Source organism: Limosilactobacillus reuteri subsp. reuteri, from assembly GCF_000016825.1.
GTDB lineage: Bacteria > Bacillota > Bacilli > Lactobacillales > Lactobacillaceae > Limosilactobacillus > Limosilactobacillus reuteri.
In genome coordinates this window covers 1291824-1312088 of sequence record NC_009513.1, presented here as the reverse complement: position 1 = coordinate 1312088, position 20265 = coordinate 1291824, and the positions used below count along the sequence as shown (strand labels likewise).

Here is a 20265-nt window from a genome sequence, read left to right as displayed (position 1 = left end):
ATTACTTCTGCTGTTCCTTTTGATCAATCTTGAGCACATCCAGAATAATCTGAATGCGGTTCAGCCGGGGTTCAGTCTTGAATTTCCACTTCTTAACATCACGTTCAACATCGTTAATAAATTTTTGCACACCAGGGATGGCAGCTTGTAGTTCATCGATGCTGTTCTTCAACTGTGAAACTTCGCTGCTGAGCCGTTTGAATTCCTCTTGAATTTCTTTTAGCCGTTGCATAACTAGTCTTCTTTCATTTGATCGATGATTGATTGTTGGATTTCTTTGTACTTTTCATCGTTGTAGTTACCAGAATTGTCCTTAAAAATCATCTTAAAATCATCATCGCTAGTGTACCGTGGAATCAAGTGGAAGTGGGAGTGGAAGACAGATTGATAAGCGACTTCACCGTTGTTGTTAACCACGTTCATCCCCTTGATGGCCGGGTTAGAAGCCTTAACTGCCCGGGCAATCTTTGGAATACGGGAAAATACTTGGGCAGCGAGATCAGCATCGTAGGCAAATAAATCGGGAACGTGCTTCTTCGGAATGACGAGGGTATGACCAGGAGTTCCTTGTGAAATATCAAGGAAGGCCTTTACAACGTCATCTTCATAAACTGTGTAGCTAGGAATCTCACCGTTAATGATTTTGCAGAAAATACAATTATCGTCCATATTAATCGCTCCTTTTGAAGATTAAACTTATCATAAGTATACCGAAAAAATCGTGTTCGTGCATGATTTAGTAGAAGAAATAACCTATGATATAATAAAAAGATATGACTAAGCAATAATTAAGAAGGGATGAATAATGGCTTTAGAGATAAATAAACTTGTTGGTGGATATTCCCAGATTCCCGTGTTGAAGGATGTCAGCTTTGATGTCCAACCAGGTGAATTAGTTGGTTTGATTGGACTAAATGGTGCCGGAAAGTCAACAACGCTAAACCACGTTATCGGCTTGCTGCGACCATTTTCGGGCTCAATCAAAATTAATGGTCTTACTATCCAGGCCAACCCGGAAGAGTATAAAAAGCAGATCGCCTATGTTCCCGAAACGCCAATTCTTTATGATGAATTGACTCTCCGTGAGCATATTGATTTAACGATTATGGCGTACGAGTTGGACCACGGTGAAGCATGGCAACGGGCAACAAAACTATTAAAACTTTTTCGGCTGGATAATAAGCTTGACTGGTTCCCCGCTAACTTTTCTAAGGGGATGAAGCAAAAGGTAATGATCTGCTGTGCCTTTATGACGAAGGCCAAGCTGTTGATTATCGATGAACCATTCTATGGGCTGGACCCCTTGGCAGTGCATGATTTGCTAGACCTGATTGAGCAAAAGAAAAAGGAGGGCGTCGCGGTTTTGATGTCGACCCACGTTCTTGATACGGCGCAACGGTATTGTGACCGCTTTGTCCTATTGGCAGATGGAAAAGTCCAGGCGCACGGAACCCTTGATGAATTGCGAGCTGCTGGGGATCATGCTGGCGAATCCTTAGATGAGATTTACTTGCATCTTGCAAAGGGTGATCGTGATGAATAAGTTATTTAGCAAGCGTCGCAGTCAACACTTTATGCTCCTACTGCGTTACTGGCGGCTAGTCTTCAATGACCACTTTGTTATCGCCTTATTTTTCCTGTTCGGAGCCTTGGCGTATGGCTACTCCCAATGGCTGCCAACCTTGGGATCGCATGAATGGTGGACCCGGCTGATCTTGATCGGCTGGTTTACGGTCATCGCCCAAATTGGTCGGCTTGCAACGCTGATCAAAAAGCCGGACCCAGTCTTTCTCTTGCCGCAAGTTGAAGGAATCCATCGTTACCTTAACCAGGCGACCTGGTATAGTTTGATCTTAGCGGAAATAATGACGGTAGTGGGGGCCTTTATCGCCTTACCGTTCGCATTGACAACGGAAAAACTCAGCAGTGCCGAGATTGTGACCATCTTTTTAGTCGCCATTGTCAATAAGGCTGATTGGATGCACGTAGCTCGTAAATCACTGAGTTTGCGCTGGGGTGATCAACAGTGGCGGACCCGGCTAGAATACTGGGTAAATCCGCTCCTTGCTTCAATCGCAATGTGGCTGGTAAATCCCTATGTCGGTCTTGTCGTGGCAGTGATCTTGTACTTGGCGGTAATTGTTTATTATCGTGATCTTGCCGTTAATTGGCGGATTGCCGTTAAGGCGGAACAAGATCGGATGTACAGTGTCTACCGTTTCTTTAATCTCTTTACCGATGTGCCAAGTGTTCAAGGAAATACCAAACGGCGGAAGTGGGCAGATGGCTTGATTCGCTGGCTAAGCAAGGGTGACCAACCATGGTCTTACTTATACGCTCGCACATTTGTCCGGAGTACCGAAGTGAGCGGGATTGTCAGTCGGTTGACCCTACTAGGAATGGTGATTGTCTTCTTACTGCCAGCAGGTTGGCTAAGTACTCTGGTGGTCGTGCTCTTTATTTACTTGATCGCGACTCAGCTAATGCCACTTTATGACCAGTATGAATCGAATGTCTTTACCCATATCTATCCGATTCCTGCTAGCCAGCAACAGGCAGACTTTAAGCAGCTATTAGCCAAGGTGACGGCGCTTGAAGCATTATTGATCGCTCTTGCTAGTATCGGTTGGCAGTTGAACGTCGGCCAGATGGTAATTAATCTTATTATTGCGGCAGTGGAAGTGGTTTTATTAAGTCGTTTCTACTTCAATGTCAGAGTCAAAAAACTAATGAAATGAGGATTTTAATTTATGCGTGTGAAACATAAAAAGTGGGCTGATCCATTAATTGCTGCCCATCCAGAACTAATGATTGATGATGCTACTCAATTTAAGGGCAAGTGGCAATCACGGTTTGCAAAAGAACAACCCCTCCACTTAGAAGTGGGGATGGGAAAAGGTCAATTTATCATTGGCATGGCGAAGGATCACCCAGAAATCAACTTTATCGGTCTGGAGATTCAGCGGACTGTTGCGGCAATCGCCCTCAAAAAAGCACTTGAGGAAGACTTGCCAAACTTGCAATTGATTTGTGGGGATGGGGAAGACTTGCAAGAATACTTTGAAGATGGGGAAGTTGCGAAGATGTACCTTAACTTCTCTGATCCATGGCCGAAGAAACGGCATGCTAAGCGGCGCCTGACCTACAAGACCTTCTTAGCAACCTATCAGCAGATCCTCCAAGATCAAGGGGCAATTGAACTGAAGACGGATAACATGGGTCTCTTTGAATTCTCATTGGAAAGTATGAATAACTATGGGATGATCTTTGATGGCGTCTGGTTAGACCTGCACCACAGCGAAGAAAATGAACATAATGTTGAGACGGAATACGAGCAAAAATTTGCGGCAAAAGGCCAACCAATCTATAAGCTAATTGCTAATTTTAAGTAAAATACTAGTCAGTAAGTAGACGAATACTTGCTGACTAGTATTTTTTCGCTTTTTTGCTGGGGTGAGAAATCGATTTCTTTATCGCGATATCAAGTGAAAAAGTATATTTAAAAGTAATTCCACCATTAATGAAATAATAATTTTGTGTTTATGGTTCGATAAATATGTGCTAGAATGTTTTCGAAATATAAATAACAAGTTATTACGTACAGATATATGGGGGGATATTGAATGTCGAAGAACAATGCACAAGAATATGTACGCAAAATGGAGCCGCAACGGCAACGATTTGGATTAAGAAAACTCAGTGTTGGTGTTGCGTCTGTGTTACTAGGAACTACTTTTATGGTCGGAGGTACAGTAGCACACGCTAATACTGATAGTACACCGGCGCCAACCGCAGCAGAATCAGTAAGCACTAATGTCGTTAGTCAAAATGATGCTCAATCACAGGCAGCTATTAGTTCACAAACAAGTGGAAGTCAAGTCGAAATGGTTACTAACAGAAATAAAAATGTAATTAAAACTAATGACGTCCAATTACAAAATTTAAATACACCAATTGTAACTTCACTTTCAGCTACTATTAATTTAAACTGGACTAATGAAAACGGAGAGCCAGAAAATCTTCCAAGCATTACTTATGAAGGTAAAACTGGTGATACTCTTCAAGATGTAGGTAAATACATTCAAGGTTTAATAACTACAGATAATTCAAAGTATGAAGTTTCCCCATTAGTATCAACGCCTAAAGATACAGAAGATTATTTAAGTGGAAATACTGCAGACAGTATCACTGATCCTAGTATGAAATTAGCCTATGACGATTGGCGTAAAAATAAAGAAAAGAATTATCCTTTTGCGGGTTACACTGTAGAGATTGATTCATTATCGAATGCTCCATTAACAAATGGAGGTACCTACACTATCAATTTGGGAACCGAAACTCGCCTTTATAATGAACCATATTGGGTAATAACTTCACGCACTATTCATTATGTAAAATATGGTCTAACGGGTTCTGATAGTGTTGCTTCTCCAGATGTGATCCAGGAAGGTTATTCAAATGTAACCAATTCTAAAAATAATCCAGTGGTAAAGAACTTTAATTTAGAAAAAGATGGTCATCACTATGTGAGTTATGAAACGGTTCAAAGATCGTATAATGTAGCTTCTGGTATTCCTGATGGGATGACAGATAAACCCAACTATTACTGATTGGGTTACTCCAGATCCTGATGTAACTCAAACCAAATCACCGGGCGAGAATCTTTCTAATACGATTCCAACAAATGGTGAATCTTACAATTACCTCTATAAAAAGTTCTACCACCATAACTATTATGATAAAGATGGTAACTTCCATGAGAAGACATATCTTCCTAATAATGAAGGGGAGCCAATCACTATTACTTACTATCACAATCAACCTGTAGATCTTTCATTTGAAGATATTTCAAAGATTGATCCTCAAGATTTAAGTGGGAACAACTATTCTGCTACTAACGAATTAACGACAAAGAACGATGGTAGTAATCAATACAATGTTTATAATGCATCAAATGGTACTAAAAGTTTAAGTCAAGTAATTAGTGATATTGAAGCAAGAGGTTACAAGCTTGTTTCAATTACTAACGATGACGATGGTTCTCAAACCGACTTGAAGGGCAACAGTTCAATTGATTTAACCTATAACAAAGATGGTGTTTGGAAGAGTGCAACTGGCGGAGATAATGCTGATAACTTAATTCATAAACGCTACACTATCAAGTTTGTTCATGACGTAAAATCAACAACTGAGAATACTTCTGTAAGCCGTAACATCCACTACGTGGCTGATGAAGGCAATAGCAAGTATGAAGTATTGAAGGATCCTGACACTCAAACTGTTAACTTTGAACGTACTGCTTATGTTGATCAAGTTACTAAGCAAGAAGTTGCCAAGAATGCAGATGGTACTTACAGTGAATTGCCATCTAACTTCATGCCAACTTGGAAAGCTGTTGGAACTGATAACTTTGCTCAAATCCAAAAGGATAGATTTAACAAGGATGAAGGCAAGGTTTCTGGCGTTTGGGAAATTGAACGTGCTAACTATGATGATCCAGAAGGAACTCAATTAACGGATAATTTTGCTCCTGAAGTTGCAAATGTTGATGCTGCTAAGACTTACAAGGATATTTATCTTGTTTACAGAGAAAAAGCTCAATATAACATTCACTACATCGATGTTAACGGCGTTGAAGGCAAGACTACTTATGCTCCAACTGACGGTCATGAACTTACCGATCACTTAGTTTCTAACGTTGGTGAAGGCAAAGGTATCTTTGTTGGCGACACTCCAGATGCTACTCAAAAGTTATGGAGCCCTGCAGGCTACGAAAAGGCTGGCTATGTTTTAGTTGGATTATCTGATAATGCCAAGGATGATTTGCTTGGTAAGCAAACTTTAGCTCACGGCGTTCAAGATCAATACGTATACTTGAAGCACGCAGTTAAGACTATTACGCCAAACACTCCGGTTGAGGACGTGCCAAAAGATCCAGATGGGAAACGTGCTATTGATCCTAGCGATTTACATAAGGAATTTACTCGAAACATTACCTTTGTTGCAAATAATGATGCCAAGAGTCCTTTGAAGGATGCAGTTTCTCAAAAGGTTGAGTTTGATGGTCATATTTATGTAGATATGGTAACTGGTCAAACCACCACTCCAGAAACTGTTAAGGATGCAAATGGTAAGAGGACGCAAGTTGCAACTACTAAAGCTGGTAATATTGAATGGAACCATGACACTCAAACTATGGATGAAGTAGTTCAGAAGTACATTACCTTGAACACAGGTGATAAGTACGCAACTTCTGATGATATGGTTGGTACTTGGCACTGGATTAGCGGTACAGCTGACGAAATCAATTTGAAGCCAACTTCAAATAATCCTGAGGATCTTGTATTAGTTTACGAAAAGAACAAGGGTGAAAGTGGTCCATCAACTGACTATGACTTGCCTAAGCTTAACTACGGTCAATCAGGTCCATCGACTGACTATGACTTGCCTAAGCTTAACTACGGTCAATCAGGTCCATCGACTGACTATGACTTGCCTAAGCTTGACTACGGCCAATCAGGTCCATCGACTGACTATGACTTGCCTAAGCTTGACTACGGTCAATCAGGTCCATCAACTGACTATGACTTGCCTAAGCTTGACTACGGTCAATCAGGTCCATCAACTGACTATGACTTGCCTAAGCTTGACTACGGTCAATCAGGTCCATCAACTGACTATGACTTGCCTAAGCTTGACTACGGTCAATCAGGTCCATCGACTGACTATGACTTGCCTAAGCTTGACTACGGTCAATCAGGTCCATCAACTGACTATGACTTGCCTAAGCTTGACTATGGTCAATCAGGTCCATCAACTGACTATGACTTGCCTAAGCTTGACTACGGTCAATCAGGTCCATCGACTGACTATGACTTGCCTAAGCTTGACTATGGTCAGTCTGGTCCTGAGTTGAACTACGACTTGCCGAAAGCAGAAATACCAAGTCAGCCAACAAGTCAACCGACTGTTCAACCAACAGAGCAGCCAACGAGTCAACCGACTGCTCAACCAACGGAACAACCGGCAATTGAATCAAATACTCAATTACCTGGTGAACAAAAGAATGAAGAACCACAACCAATGACTACCCAAGTCAATACTAAGAAAGGCGAAACTTCTATCGTCGAACCTACTAATTCTTCATCAACACAACCAACTACTAAGCAAGGTGCTCAACAATTGCCACAAACTGGTAATCAAAAGTCATCAAGCTTAATTGGTCTCGGTTTTGCTGGTCTTCTCTCAGCGCTTGGTTTAACAAAAGTAAATAAGAAACGGAAAGATTAATTCCGAATAAAAAGGAGTAACCCTTAGCCATCTTGGCTGTGAGGATTACTCCTTTTTTCTTTATGTGCGCCCGGCATGGGTATTAGCTAGGCGGTGAGAGTCCGCTATGGGCCGTAGTAGTCGGAACCATGAGCTGAGGACAAGGGTGTCCACTGTGAGGTGGAATCTGAAGGAAGTCTAAGGCAAAGTACTGCACCGATGAACAAGAAGTAGCTATAAGGCTGGAACTAACTGGATAAGACTGCATGACAAGTTAAAGTCCAACACTACTCGAAGTTACTTTCAGTAAAGCTACCGGTGACATGGTACGAAAGTTAATATCCTTACCCGGGGAGATCTGGCCTACACGTTTCCGACAAGAGGAATAAGTTTAATTTCCACAGAAACAAGCGGTGCAGTGATGTAGCGTTGAGTAAGCCAGAAGTCAGCCGAGGTCATAGTAGTCTGAGTAATCAGATGAAGGACTGAACGACAATAACTTGTAACTTATATCGGAGGTGTAATCAGGTGCGACAATCGCAGAAAACAGAACAACAAGCTGACCGCTTGTCGAGGATAGGTTTGGAAAACCGAAAGTACACAAGGGCGCGTAGTACCGATTATGGTGAAGGTAAAGGTATGAGTGTCACTATCCAAGACTTAGTCTTGGACCGCAATAACCTTAATCAGGCTTATTTGCGAGTTAAGAGAAATAAAGGGGCAGCAGGCATTGACGATATGACAGTCAATGACCTTCTGCCATATCTCAGAGAAAATAAGACGGAATTGATTGCTAGTTTGCGTGAGGGCAAGTATAAACCAGCACCAGTCAAACGGGTAGAAATTCCGAAGCCTAATGGTGGAGTAAGAAAACTCGGAATACCAACAGTGGTGGACCGAATGGTTCAACAAGCTGTGGCCCAAATTCTTACACCTATCTTTGAGCGTGTTTTCTCTGATAATAGTTTTGGCTTCCGCCCTCACCGTGGGGCTCACGACGCTATTGCAAAAGTAGTAGATCTTTATAATCAAGGTTATCGAAGAGTTGTCGACTTAGACCTAAAAGCCTATTTTGATAATGTTAATCATGACTTGATGATTAAGTATCTTCAACAATATATTGATGACCCATGGACACTAAGGCTCATTCGTAAGTTTCTAACTAGCGGAGTCTTAGACCATGGGCTTTTCGCTAAGAGTGAAAAAGGAACCCCACAAGGAGGGCCATTGTCACCAATACTGGCGAATATCTATCTAAATGAGTTGGATAAAGAGTTGACTAGACGTGGTCACCACTTTGTGCGCTATGCGGATGATTGTAACATTTATGTTAAAAGTCAACGAGCCGGAGAACGAGTAATGCGAAGCATTACCCAGTTTCTTGAAAAGCGATTGAAAGTTAAAGTGAACCCAGATAAAACCAAAGTCGGTAGCCCGCTACGGTTAAAGTTTCTTGGCTTTTCGTTGGGTGTAGAGCACAATGGAGCCTACGCCCGTCCAGCAAAACAATCGCAACAACGAGTAAAGAAAGCATTGAGGTTATTAACTAAACGTAATCGTGGAATATCTCTGACAAGAATGTTTGAAGAAATTCAGCGAAAAATGCGTGGATGGCTTCAGTACTACTCAATTGGGAAACTAACTGACTTTATTCAACGCCTTGACAAGTGGTTGAGGGCCCGAATAAGACAGTATATCTGGAAGCAATGGAAGAAGCTTAAAACTAAGGTAACTAACTTACAGAAGCTGGGGCTGTCCCAGCGTGATGCATACGTCTTCGCTAGTACCCGCAAGGGCTACTGGCGAACTGCACACAGTAAGACCTTGAGCTATTCTCTAACAAATAGAAAACTGGAACAACTCGGACTTATGAATATGTCCAAGACGCTCCAGTCAATTCAAAGTGATTAAGTTGTCGAACCGCCGTATACGGAACCGTACGTACGGTGGTGTGAGAGGTCGATAATTGAACTAATCAATTATCTCCTACTCGATTAATTAACTTTTGCCACTTTTCGGCGACATGATCAAAGTTGTATTTTTGGGCCGCTTTTTGTGCATGGTGGGCGTACTTTTTTGCGAGGGCGGGATCTGCTAATAGTTTTCGCAGTTGTTGATACAGGGCCTCTTGATCATTCGGCGGAATCAGTTTACCACTCTGCTGGTCATCAATTATATCTGCTGGTCCATAATTGATGTCATAGCTAACAACTGGGCAACCATGACCCTGTGCTTCTAGGACTGCCATTGCAAAGCCTTCGTAATAGCTCGTTAGAATTTCTGCTTGAGCATGTTCATAGGCAGCACTAAGGTCATCACAATAACCAACGAAATTAATATAGCTCTCGGCTTTATTTTCCTTTACCAATGACTTCAGAGCATTAGCGGTTTGGTTTTTATTCCAACTATCGCTATAACCATAAATATCAAGGGTTACTTGCGGAAAGTCTTGGTGGAGACGAATTATCGCATTGATAATATGATCAAGTTGTTTGATTTTGGAAAGCCGGGCAACCGCAATGAATTTTCCTGTCTGGCGTTGGCTAACGGGGATTTCTTTTGTGAGCTCTGCACCCGTCAAATAAGTCACGGGGATGCCATAGCTCTGGTTAGTTTGGAACCGTTTCGCAGCGTCTTGAGCTTCCCGTTGCGTGGCAGAGATCAGCCCGCTTAGCTGTCCTTTTGCGAGCATTGTTGCGATTGGCTGGTAGATTGCCGAAATGGGGCCGTTGCTTTGACCATCGTCGGTAAAGGCCGAGTGGAATACCTGATACCGTCTGGCCGGCTTTTTCATTAGCGTAAACGCCTTTAGCGCGATATTAGAACGATCGCTGATAAGGATTGATTGGGGATCATCTCCAACAAGCTCATCTAAAAAGTGCGCCCGAAATTCGATTTTATTATCAAATTGCCATTCATGCCCTTGATCAACTAGCTGGATGAGGGTAAGAATGGGGACATTACCTTCGCCACCACGATAATGATAGATTATCTTTACTTGTCCATCATGATTGTAATACTGGCGGGCAATTAACCGTCCCTTATCTTCAAAATAGTCAGTATATGTCCGCCATCCTTGATCGTAAAAGTCCCGTCGATTGGTAAAGCCGTACTGATCAAGGTAGTCGATATAGTATAACCGTCCGTTGCGGAAGTTCACGCGGACCCGCACTTTGCCATTGCGTAGGGCACAATTGTCCTTAACTTGGCAGCCAGGGACAGTCAATACCTGCTTAATAATGGCTTGATCAACTGTGGGATCATCACGATAAGGAAGCTGTTGATAATACTGGTAGATGTTAAGGATGCGACCTTTAACTTTAAGCTTTTCTTCAACAGCTTGATGGTCGAAGTTATACAGCATCGTGACAATGATCGCGGGGACATTTAGATGATCGAAAATTCGTAGCCGTTTGACTTGGGCAAGTTCGATGGCCGAGGTGTGTAAATCTTGCCGGCTAGTGATGAAATAATTCATGATAAATTCCTTTTGAAACGATTTGGTGGTTTTTCCCCTTAGTCTGGATCTTTTAATGATTTACCACTCTTAATTTGTTTAAATTGATTGAATGCTTGTTCAATTGTTTGATATTCGTCAGTCGAAAGTTCAATTTTCATTGCTTTTGCATTAGAGAGTACTTGACGGGCATTTTTAGCTCCTGGAATCACCGCAGTAATGAGTGGATTTTGCAGGTACCATGCGAGGATTATTTGAGCAATCGTAGCATGATGGTTATCAGCAATTGGACGGACGAGATCAACAGCATGTAAGATTGTGCTGTAACGTGGCTCTTTAAGGTCTGTAATTTGGCTACGGATATCATCAGCAGGGAATGTTGCATCAGTGGTATACTTTCCAGTCAATAGCCCAGAAGCAAGCGGGAAGTAAGGGACAAAGCTGATGTTGTTCTCATGGAGGTAATCTAGCATTCCTTCCGTTAAATGATCTTGATGAAGAAGGCTGAATTCGTCTTCTACAATGTCAACGTAACCATCCGCATTTGCCTCTTTAATTTGAGCAAGACTGAAATTGGAAATTCCGATTGCCCGAATCTTTCCTTCTTCCCGTAATTTCTGCAGAGCACCGACTGCCTCTGCTTTCGGCGTATCATGATCAGGGAAGTGCAGATAGTAAATGTCAATGTAGTCAGTTTGCAACCGTTTTAAACTGTCATTGACCTGCTTAGTAATAAAATCCGGATCATTATTAATAACTTCTTTACCCGTTGAAAAATCATGAGCGCCCTTTGTTGCAATGATGATTTTATGACGATCGTAATCTTGAATGGCTTGCCCGATCAATTCCTCTGAATGACCCAAGCCATAGACATAGGCAGTATCTAATAAATTAATTCCATTATCTAAAGCAGTCTTAACAAGATCAATGCCGGCTTGATCATCTAAACCTGGGAAGAGATTATAACCGCCAACAGCGTTTGTTCCAAGACCGAGGGGATTTACTTTAACTTCTGAATGACCGATTGTTACTGGATACATCATGAGAAACCTCCTTGTTAGTGAAAACGTATACATCAATTACCTTAATTATACTAAAAGTATCCCTGGGATGTGCCTAAATATCTAATTAGAATAGTAAATTAACGAAACTGAATTGAACGTTGAATATAATTAAGCAGATCCCGATAAGGAGGCGGATATTTGCAACTAGTACCTAAAAACATCAAGCTTTAATTTTTTGCTGATGAGTTCAAGGAGTGCTAGCCCGGCAACACTATTACCAGCATGGTCGAGTGCCGGACTGAAAATTCCGATCCCGTAATGATTGGGGGAAGCAGAAACTAAACCGCCACCGACACCGCTCTTAGTCGGTACGCCGATTCGAACGGAATAGGTTCCTGATTCATTGTAGAGGCCAGTCGTCATCATGACCGATTTTGTATATGTAGCAGCCTCGCTTGAAATGATTCGTTCATTATTCCAAGGAGCGATCCCGTCATTGGCAAGGACAGCACCGAGATTAGCTAGACTTTGGCAAGTGACCATCATTGAACACTGCTTAAAATAGGTATCAAGGCTAAGGGTTACATCATTAGTGAGGACTTCTTTGGCCTTGAGATAGTAGGCTAACGACCGATTCATATCCCCGGTTCGCAACTCCGATTGGTAAATTTCTTCATTGAGGGTGATAGCGGGATCATTGCAGATTTTACGACTAAATTCAAGGATTTGGTCAAAGGGAGAAAGCCCATCTTGTTCTTCGATTAATGAACTAATGAGGATGGCGCCACTGTTAATAAAAGCGTTGAGAGGATGGGTCTCTTTGGTAATTTCCATGTTAAGGATTGTATCGAAGGGGAAGCCAGTTTGGCGTGTTCCGACTTGTTCTTCAACTGCTGACAAGCCTAAACGTTCAATTGCGTAGAGGAGGGTGATTACTTTCGAGACGCTTTCGATGGCAAATCGAACTTGCGATGCGCCTGCTTCTGCTTTTTTATCATTTGTGACGTCAAAAAGGTAAACGCCAAGTTGATAAGGGTCAACTTTTGCTAAAGCGGGAATGTAGGTTGCTACCTGTCCTTCATCAATTTTGCTCCAACATTCTTGAATTGCGTCATTAAGATTCATGATATCCTCCTTTAATTAAAAAAGCCGGGAAATTTGTCCCCAGCCTTTACTCTAGTTATTCTCAATCCGTTTTAATTCTAATAGACTACCAGTATATGCATCAGCAATAAACTCGTAATCTACTTCTTCGCCATCTTCTAGACGAGAAACGCCGCCTTCATAAGCATGGGTTTTAACCGCGAATCGTTGAAAAGGTACTGCTTTATCATTGATCCAGCTGCCGGTTAAAGAACCTTCACTTGCAAAATCGTTTTTGACTAATTTTAAGATCCGATCAGCAGATATTTGGCGGTTACCAAAAAGTTTACCAGCGATAAAACCGGCGATTCCAGATGCACCTAATGTGACTGGAATCAGCCAGGGGTTGAGGGAGTTATTGTTTGCATTCATATGATTGCTTCCTTCACTATTTAAATTTAATCCGTTCTTAACTTCTCATTTATTCTATCATTTTTAATTATTAGAATCCAAATATCTAGTCCTTGCAAGCAGATTACTTACAATAGATAAGAAGCATGGTATAATATTGCTAAAATGATATAGGGATGAGGATTATGAAAAGATTACCACAATTAAAAGAAGATCAATTAATTGAAACTATTGGCAATGGCAAGGTCGTCCTTTTCTTTACAGCTGATTGGTGCCCAGATTGCCGTTTCATTAAGCCGGCAATGCCTGAGATCGAACAAGACTTCAGTGATTATACTTTCTATGAAGTTGATCGCGATGAAAACATCGACCTCGCTGCTGAATTAAATGTATTTGGAATTCCAAGCTTCATTGTATATGATAATGGTAAAGAAATTGGTCGATTTGTCAATAAAGATCGTAAAACTAAGCAACAAGTTGAAGATTTTTTAAACAATTTGAAGTAAAATAAGAAGGCTGTGAAAATAAAGGGACTGAATCATTCAGCCTTCTTTAGTTTTAAATTAGATTTTCATAGTCTTCTTTTTATGTAATAATATAAAATGGTAGATTATATTAGAGAGAGGAATATTTGATGTTAATTTCAAGTTACAATCCCAATGAATTAGGCGACATTTTAGTCGTTATTACCGCTCCAGATGCGGATGACCAAATTACTAAGATTGCTGATGATGTAGCTCAGATCACCGCTGAAAAAGATGGTGCATTACTTGGCTATAACTTTATGAACGCCAGCAAGATCTTACCAGAATTAACAAGTGAAAACGGGCAAGTATTTTTAGATGCAGCCCAAGTTGAAAAATTAAATGCAAAGTTACAAGAAGCAGGCTTTGATAAGCTCTTAACAGCTGACGAAGATCCTAAATTTGTGGTCGGTTATGTTGAAAAGATCACTGACCATCCTAAGTCTGACCACTTAAAAGTAACACAAACGCGGATTGCTGATGATAAGACTGTCCAAATCGTATGTGGATCTCCTAATGTTGCAGAAGGTATTAAAGTCGTAGTTGCTCGACCTGGTGCGATGATGCCAGACGGTAAGATCATTTGGCCTGGTCAATTGATGGGTGTTGATAGTGACGGAATGCTCTGTGGTTTCCGTGAACTACGGATTAAGAATGCGCCCGATGAAAAAGGCCTATTCATTATCCCTGATGATTGGCAAGAAGTCGGTGAACCGGTTGATTTTGCTAAGGCCGATACGTTCTACCCAGAAAACTAACAAAAAACAGCTGATTACTATTGCCAAAATTTTATAATGCTTTATTATTTAGTGAGGGATGGATCATAGTTACTGATCTACCCCTCGCATTTATTTTAAATTGAATTGTTGAAAGGAATTGGATTGATGGAACAAAATACATATTACTTTGTTGGTATTAAAGGGACCGGGATGGCCTCTTTAGCACGTATCCTTCATGACAAAGGACACCAAGTACTAGGTTCAGATATTGAAAAGGAAACATTTACACAAGCGCCATTATTAGCGGCGGGAATTAAAATTTTGCCATTTGATCCAGCCAATTTGAAACCAGGGATGATTGTTATCCAAGGAAACGCTTTTGATGATGATCACCCAGAGATTAAACGAGCACATGAATTAGGCCTTAAAATTTTAAGCTACCCTGAGGCTGTTGAAAATGAGGTTAAGAATCATACTAGTATTGGGATTGCTGGAGCACACGGTAAGACCAGTACGACTGCATTGTTATCACACGTATTAGCAGCGGTTGAACCAACCAGCTACTTGATCGGTGATGGGGTAGGTAAAGGAAATGCGGATGCACGCTTCTTTGTTTTTGAAGCCGATGAATACCGTGATCACTTCCTTGCCTACCATCCAGACTATGCAATTATGACGAACGTTGACTTTGATCACCCCGATTACTTCAATGATTTGGCAGATGTCCGTGATTCATTTGAAACGTACGGTAAGCAGGTTCAACGGGCAATTTTTGCTTGGGGAGATGATCCTAGTCTTCGTGACTTAAACGTTGATGTTCCGGTTTACTACTATGGAACTAATCCAGATGATGATTTCCGGGCAGAAAATATTCAACGAACACCAGAAGGCTCAACATATGATGCTTACTTCCGCGACCAAAAACTCGGCACATTCACCATCCACTTATATGGTGAACACAGTGTTCTTAATAGCTTAGCAGTACTAGCAGTTGCATACATGGAACACATGAACATGGATGAGATTCAACAGGAATTAGCTAACTTTAGTGGGGTAAAGCGTCGTTTCAGCGAGACTGACATTGCGGATACAACCATTATTGACGACTATGCTCACCATCCAAGCGAAATTAAGGCAACAATTGATGCGGCACGGCAAAAGTACCCAGATCGTGAAGTTATTGCTGTTTTCCAACCACACACATACTCACGGTTGGCTGCTTACATCGATGGCTTTGCAGAATCGCTTAGCCGGGCAGATAAGACTTTTGTTACCCCGATCTTTGGTTCAATTCGTGAAAATGCTGGGAATGTTTCTAGTGCTGATTTGGAGCAACGGATTGACGGTAGTGAAGGCATCGACATGGATACCATGGATAAACTTTTGCAATATCATAATGCAGTAGTTGTTTTCATGGGTGCCGGTGACGTTGAAAAGTACGAAGAAAAGTACAAAGAATTGTTAAAATAATTAAAGATTTACTTGAACGAAATGGTGGCCTCTGCTACCATTTTTATAATTAGTCAAATAAAGTCAAATTAAATAGAAAGAGGGAGTTTTGATGAATAACTTTTCTCAAGAACCAGGGCGTCGGGTTGTCACTGACGCAGCTGGCTTGAATAGTTTCTTGACCCGAATGTATGGAAACATGACGTTGGCAGTTCTTGTTTCTGCATTCAGTGCTTACTTGACCATGGGGGTATTCCGGAGTGCCGTTTTCGGTTTCTTTAGTGCTCACCCTGGAATGGTTTGGGTTATCTTATTGCTACCGATTGCTTTGTCAATGGGGGTAAGCTTTAGTGCTACCCGGAACCCAGTTGGGGCATTTGTTATGCTGATGCTGACGGCAATAATCTATGGTGTCGAGTTTGCAATTATTGCTGGTGTTTATTCGGGAGCAAGCATTGCCTCAGCTTTCGTATCATCCGCGGCTGTTTTTGTCACGATGGCTTTGTATGGGACCATTACTAAGCGCGACTTAAGCAAGTTTGGTGCTCACGCGATGGCTGCCTTGATTGCTTTAATGATTGCTTACCTTATCAACATGTTCTTACAAAGTCCTGCCATTGCTTACATCTTCTCCTTTATCGCTGTTATTATCTTTACTGTTTTAACAGCTTGGGATGCACAAAAGATGAAGCAAATCTACATCAACTATGGCGGCGAAGTATCAACAAATGGTTTAGCTGTTCTAGGTGCCCTTCAATTGTACTTAGACTTTGTAAACCTCTTTATCTCACTTCTTCAAATTTTTGGAATGAGTGACCGAAATTAATTGAAAAGGCTAAGAAAAAGCAAAAACTTTTTCTTAGCCTTTTTCCTACTTTAAATGATTAATTTTTAGCATTCTTTTTTGTTAAATAATAAGAACTATCAGTTACGAGAATCAAGAACGTTGCGATCCAGATAGTTTTCATTCGGAAAAAGGGAAGCAACTGAGCGGAAATGATCGCGCCAAGCGTAAAACAGATCACGATCATTAAATAACTAAAGGCGGCTGATCGTTGCGAGCGATCGTGATGAAAATAATATTCGCTCCAGGCAACCGCAGCTTTTTTGACACTGCCGCTTGTAAAGACGCTGTTATAACCGAGCCCTTCGATTTTACTGAAAGCGGCACTTTGCATTGCAAGACCAAATGAAACGGCTGGTACCATCAGATAGTCAGGAAAGCTATCCGGGAGAAAACCGATAATTGCTCCTACTAATAAAATCGGCAACAGACAAACTACTCGCCAATAATCAGTTCTTAAATGAGCGTGCAGGATGCTGACCATTGCTAATCCAAGAATAAATGCAATCAATGAGCCGAGCCGATCAACGACGCCGAGAAAATTGTGATTGGCAAGCGCGGCACTAAGAAAAATAATGTTGCCAGTTTGGGCTGCTGCCATTGTGCGCCCACATTTGATATATGTAAAAGCATCGATGAAGCCACCGCTAAAAGTAAGGAGCAGGGCAAAGAGACGTGCTTCTGCAGGCTTTTGATAGTTAATGAGTTTATCCATGAATTTCATCTCACATCTAATGTTTTTCATTTTAATTATAACTTAAATCTTTGGTCAAGAAACTAAACCATTGCTATATTCTCTGGTACAATTACTATTAGCGATAGAAGGGCGGGAATTAAATGACAAAACAATTATTGTTAATTGACGGAAATAGTATTGTTTTCCGGGCATTTTTTGCCATGCATAATCAAATGGACAAGTTTACAAATAAGGACGGCTTGCATACAGCTGCAATTTATGGCTTTAAGTTAATGCTTGACCATGTGTTGCAAAATTTTAAACCGGATGCGGCTTTAGTAGCCTTTGATGCAGGGAAGGTAACTTTCCGGACGAAAATGTATGATGACTATAAGGGTGGTCGAAACAAGACGCCTAATGAATTGACCGAGCAGATCCCTTATGTTCGCGAATTGATCAAAGACTCTGGGTTACATAGTTATGAATTAGCTAACTATGAAGCTGACGATATTATCGGTACTTTGGCTAAGCAGGCGGATGATGCTGGTTACAAGACGTTGATCGTAACTGGAGATCGGGACCTTACCCAGCTAGCAAGTGAGAATACGACCGTTGCCGTTACCCACAAGGGAGTTACTGATACGGAACACTACACTCCGGCACATGTCGAAGAAAAATTAGGGATTACACCACGCCAAATAATTGATATGAAGGCACTGATGGGTGATTCTTCCGATAATTATCCTGGTGTAACTAAAATTGGGGAAAAGACGGCGATCAAGCTTGTAAAACAGTTTGGTTCAGTTGAAGAGCTTTATGACCATATTGATGATCTCAAAAAGAGTAAGATGAAAGAACATTTGATTGAGGATGAAGAGGTTGCTCGCCAATGTAAGACATTAGCGACAATTCTTCAGGATGCCCCGATTAAGATCGGCTTAGATGATCTGCAATATCAAGGCCCACAAACGGATGACTTGATTAAGTTTTACAAAGAGATGGGCTTTAAATCTTTCTTGAAAAAGATGGATGTCGATGGGACTGGAGAGGAAGACGAAGCTGAGATTGCTCCAATTGACTACACGGTTTTAACTAAGGATAACTTAGATGAACTAGGACAATTAACGGGTGAAGTCAGTTTTTACCTTGAAATGCCAGAAGAAAATTACCATACGTCACCATTCGCTGGTTTTGTGATCGGTAATGAAGGACACTGGTTTACAAGTCGAGATGTGGACCTGCTTAAAGAGGAGCCCCTTAAAGATTTGCTCCAGAGTGATAGTGTTAAAAAGAATGTCTTCAATGCCAAGGCACAAATCGTTGGTCTGCATCGTCTCGGTATTCCACTTGAAAATATTAATTTTGATCTGCTTTTGGCATCTTACCTTCTAAATACTAATGACAATAGTAACGACCTGGGACAAGTAGCTCAGGAACACGGTTACGATGATGTCCGAACAGATGAGGAAGTTTATGGTAAAGGAGCTAAGCGTGCTGTGCCTGATGATGACGAGACCTTCTTTAGTCACCTGGCTACGAAAGCGCGGGCAATTGAACAGCTGCGCAAGGATCTTTTTGCCAAATTAGACGAGAATAAGCAAACGCCACTATATACTGATATTGAATTACCCCTAACCCGGGTTCTTGCAAAAATGGAAATTGCGGGTGTCCACGTAGATGCACAAACTTTGAAAGATATGGGTAGTAAGCTAACTGAACGGCTATCAGAAATTGAAAGTCAGATCTATCAAGAAGCTGGCGAAGAATTTAACATTAACTCCACTAAGCAACTAGGCCATATTCTGTTTGAAAAATTGAAATTGCCAGTGATCAAAAAGACCAAGACCGGTTATTCCACTGCAGTTGATGTGCTGGAAAAGTTAGCTGATAAGTCACCAATTGTTGAGCAAATTTTGGAATATCGTCAAATTGCTAAGCTTCAATCTACCTATATCACTGGTTTGCTGAAAGTTATTCATTCAAATGACCAGAAGATCCATACGCGCTACTTACAAACATTAACGCAAACTGGTCGCTTGTCCTCTGTTGATCCTAACCTGCAAAATATTCCAGTACGGTTGCCGGAAGGACGCTTGATTAGGAAGGCATTTGTTCCTAGTCATGAAGGCTGGCAAATCTTCTCTTCAGATTATTCGCAAGTTGAATTACGGGTTCTTGCCCATATCACTGGTGATAAAAACCTTCAGGAAGACTTTAAGAATGGTGAAGATATTCACGCCAGTACAGCTCGTCGGATTTTCCATTTAGCCCCAGATGCCGAGATTGACCGTAATATGCGGCGCCGGGCAAAAGCGGTTAATTTCGGAATTGTTTATGGGATTAGTGATTATGGACTGGCGCAACGGATTCATGTTAGCCGTGCGGAAGCTCATGAATTTATTCAAAATTACTTCCATGAATTCCCCGGTGTAAAGAAATACATCAATGATACGATTGCGTTTGCTAAAGAGAATGGTTATGTTGAGACGATTACTCATCGCCGTCGTTACTTACCAGACATTCATGCCAAAAGTTTCAACAAGCGATCATTTGCAGAGCGAACTGCAATGAATACTCCAATTCAGGGAAGCGCTGCTGATATCATTAAGATTGCGATGATCCGGATGCAAGATGAGCTTGAGAAACGCCATCTAAAGGCAAAAATGATCTTGCAGATTCATGATGAATTAGTCTTTGAGGCTCCAAAGGAAGAAATCCCGGTTCTATCGGAATTAGTGCCAAAAGTAATGGATTCGGCCGTTAAGTTAGATGTGCCGCTTAAAGTAGATAGTAAGTATGGGGATACCTGGTATGACCTTAAAAAATAGA

The 20265-nt window shown here is 41.3% G+C and carries 18 protein-coding genes; 11 read left to right on the top strand and 7 right to left on the bottom strand.

Annotated elements, in window-relative coordinates:
• Position 1: 1 nt before the first annotated feature.
• Positions 2 to 232 (bottom strand): hypothetical protein, encoded by a 231-nt coding sequence (locus LREU_RS06615; RefSeq protein WP_003668512.1) that lies wholly within the window; start codon positions 230 to 232, stop codon positions 2 to 4.
• A gap of 2 nt (positions 233 to 234) precedes the next feature.
• Positions 235 to 669: an HIT family protein gene (locus tag LREU_RS06610; RefSeq protein WP_003668511.1), complete on the bottom strand. Its 435-nt coding sequence runs from the start codon at positions 667 to 669 to the stop codon at positions 235 to 237.
• 136 nt (positions 670 to 805) lie between these two features.
• On the opposite strand from LREU_RS06610, the gene LREU_RS06605 reads away from it, so the two are divergent.
• From LREU_RS06605 to ltrA, 6 genes are all read left to right on the top strand, one after another.
• Positions 806 to 1543, top strand: coding sequence for an ABC transporter ATP-binding protein (locus tag LREU_RS06605; protein WP_003668510.1), 738 nt, complete (start codon positions 806 to 808; stop codon positions 1541 to 1543).
• The gene (locus tag LREU_RS06600; protein ID WP_003668509.1) at positions 1536 to 2738 is read left to right on the top strand and encodes an ABC transporter permease; all 1203 of its coding nucleotides are present in this window, start codon (positions 1536 to 1538) and stop codon (positions 2736 to 2738) included. Before LREU_RS06605 ends, LREU_RS06600 begins: the two co-directional genes overlap by 8 nt.
• 12 nt (positions 2739 to 2750) lie before the next feature.
• Positions 2751 to 3392 (top strand): tRNA (guanosine(46)-N7)-methyltransferase TrmB, encoded by a 642-nt coding sequence (trmB, locus tag LREU_RS06595; RefSeq protein WP_003668507.1) that lies wholly within the window; start codon positions 2751 to 2753, stop codon positions 3390 to 3392.
• 231 nt (positions 3393 to 3623) lie between these two features.
• Complete coding sequence (locus LREU_RS06590) at positions 3624 to 4610, top strand: YSIRK-type signal peptide-containing protein (RefSeq protein WP_003668506.1); 987 nt, start codon at positions 3624 to 3626, stop codon at positions 4608 to 4610.
• A gap of 442 nt (positions 4611 to 5052) precedes the next feature.
• Positions 5053 to 7290 carry a mucin-binding protein gene (locus LREU_RS06585; protein WP_003668505.1) on the top strand — a complete coding sequence of 746 codons (2238 nt, stop codon included), beginning with the start codon at positions 5053 to 5055 and terminating at the stop codon, positions 7288 to 7290.
• 507 nt (positions 7291 to 7797) lie between these two features.
• The gene (gene ltrA, locus LREU_RS06580) at positions 7798 to 9180 is read left to right on the top strand and encodes a group II intron reverse transcriptase/maturase (RefSeq protein WP_003668504.1); all 1383 of its coding nucleotides are present in this window, start codon (positions 7798 to 7800) and stop codon (positions 9178 to 9180) included.
• Between the two features lie 64 nt (positions 9181 to 9244).
• On the opposite strand, the gene LREU_RS06575 is transcribed toward ltrA, so the two are convergent.
• The 4 genes from LREU_RS06575 to LREU_RS06560 form a co-directional block, all read right to left on the bottom strand.
• Positions 9245 to 10747 (bottom strand): glycosyltransferase, encoded by a 1503-nt coding sequence (locus LREU_RS06575; RefSeq protein ID WP_011953514.1) that lies wholly within the window; start codon positions 10745 to 10747, stop codon positions 9245 to 9247.
• 38 nt (positions 10748 to 10785) lie between these two features.
• Positions 10786 to 11766 carry an aldo/keto reductase gene (locus LREU_RS06570; RefSeq protein WP_003668503.1) on the bottom strand — a complete coding sequence of 327 codons (981 nt, stop codon included), beginning with the start codon at positions 11764 to 11766 and terminating at the stop codon, positions 10786 to 10788.
• A gap of 168 nt (positions 11767 to 11934) precedes the next feature.
• Positions 11935 to 12855 (bottom strand): glutaminase A, encoded by a 921-nt coding sequence (gene glsA / locus LREU_RS06565; protein ID WP_003668502.1) that lies wholly within the window; start codon positions 12853 to 12855, stop codon positions 11935 to 11937.
• A gap of 51 nt (positions 12856 to 12906) precedes the next feature.
• Complete coding sequence (locus LREU_RS06560; RefSeq protein ID WP_003664133.1) at positions 12907 to 13245, bottom strand: PepSY domain-containing protein; 339 nt, start codon at positions 13243 to 13245, stop codon at positions 12907 to 12909.
• Between the two features lie 164 nt (positions 13246 to 13409).
• On the opposite strand from LREU_RS06560, the gene LREU_RS06555 reads away from it, so the two are divergent.
• The 4 genes from LREU_RS06555 (at position 13410) to LREU_RS06540 (ending at position 16742) form a co-directional block, all read left to right on the top strand.
• Entirely contained in the window at positions 13410 to 13730 is a 321-nt protein-coding gene (locus LREU_RS06555) for a thioredoxin family protein (protein WP_003664132.1), read from the top strand.
• Positions 13731 to 13858: 128 nt separating this feature from the next.
• Positions 13859 to 14506 (top strand): YtpR family tRNA-binding protein, encoded by a 648-nt coding sequence (gene ytpR / locus LREU_RS06550; protein WP_003668498.1) that lies wholly within the window; start codon positions 13859 to 13861, stop codon positions 14504 to 14506.
• Positions 14507 to 14632: 126 nt separating this feature from the next.
• A complete protein-coding gene (gene murC, locus LREU_RS06545) occupies positions 14633 to 15937 on the top strand; it encodes a UDP-N-acetylmuramate--L-alanine ligase (protein WP_003668496.1) in 1305 nt (434 codons plus the stop codon).
• A gap of 91 nt (positions 15938 to 16028) precedes the next feature.
• Positions 16029 to 16742, top strand: coding sequence for a Bax inhibitor-1/YccA family protein (locus LREU_RS06540; RefSeq protein WP_003668494.1), 714 nt, complete (start codon positions 16029 to 16031; stop codon positions 16740 to 16742).
• A 58-nt stretch (positions 16743 to 16800) separates the two neighbouring features.
• On the opposite strand, the gene LREU_RS06535 is transcribed toward LREU_RS06540, so the two are convergent.
• Entirely contained in the window at positions 16801 to 17475 is a 675-nt protein-coding gene (locus LREU_RS06535) for a YoaK family protein (RefSeq protein ID WP_011953513.1), read from the bottom strand.
• 122 nt (positions 17476 to 17597) lie between these two features.
• On the opposite strand from LREU_RS06535, the gene polA reads away from it, so the two are divergent.
• On the top strand, positions 17598 to 20264 hold the full coding sequence (polA, locus tag LREU_RS06530; protein WP_003668492.1) for a DNA polymerase I: 2667 nt from the start codon (positions 17598 to 17600) through the stop codon (positions 20262 to 20264).
• Position 20265 lies beyond the last annotated feature (1 nt).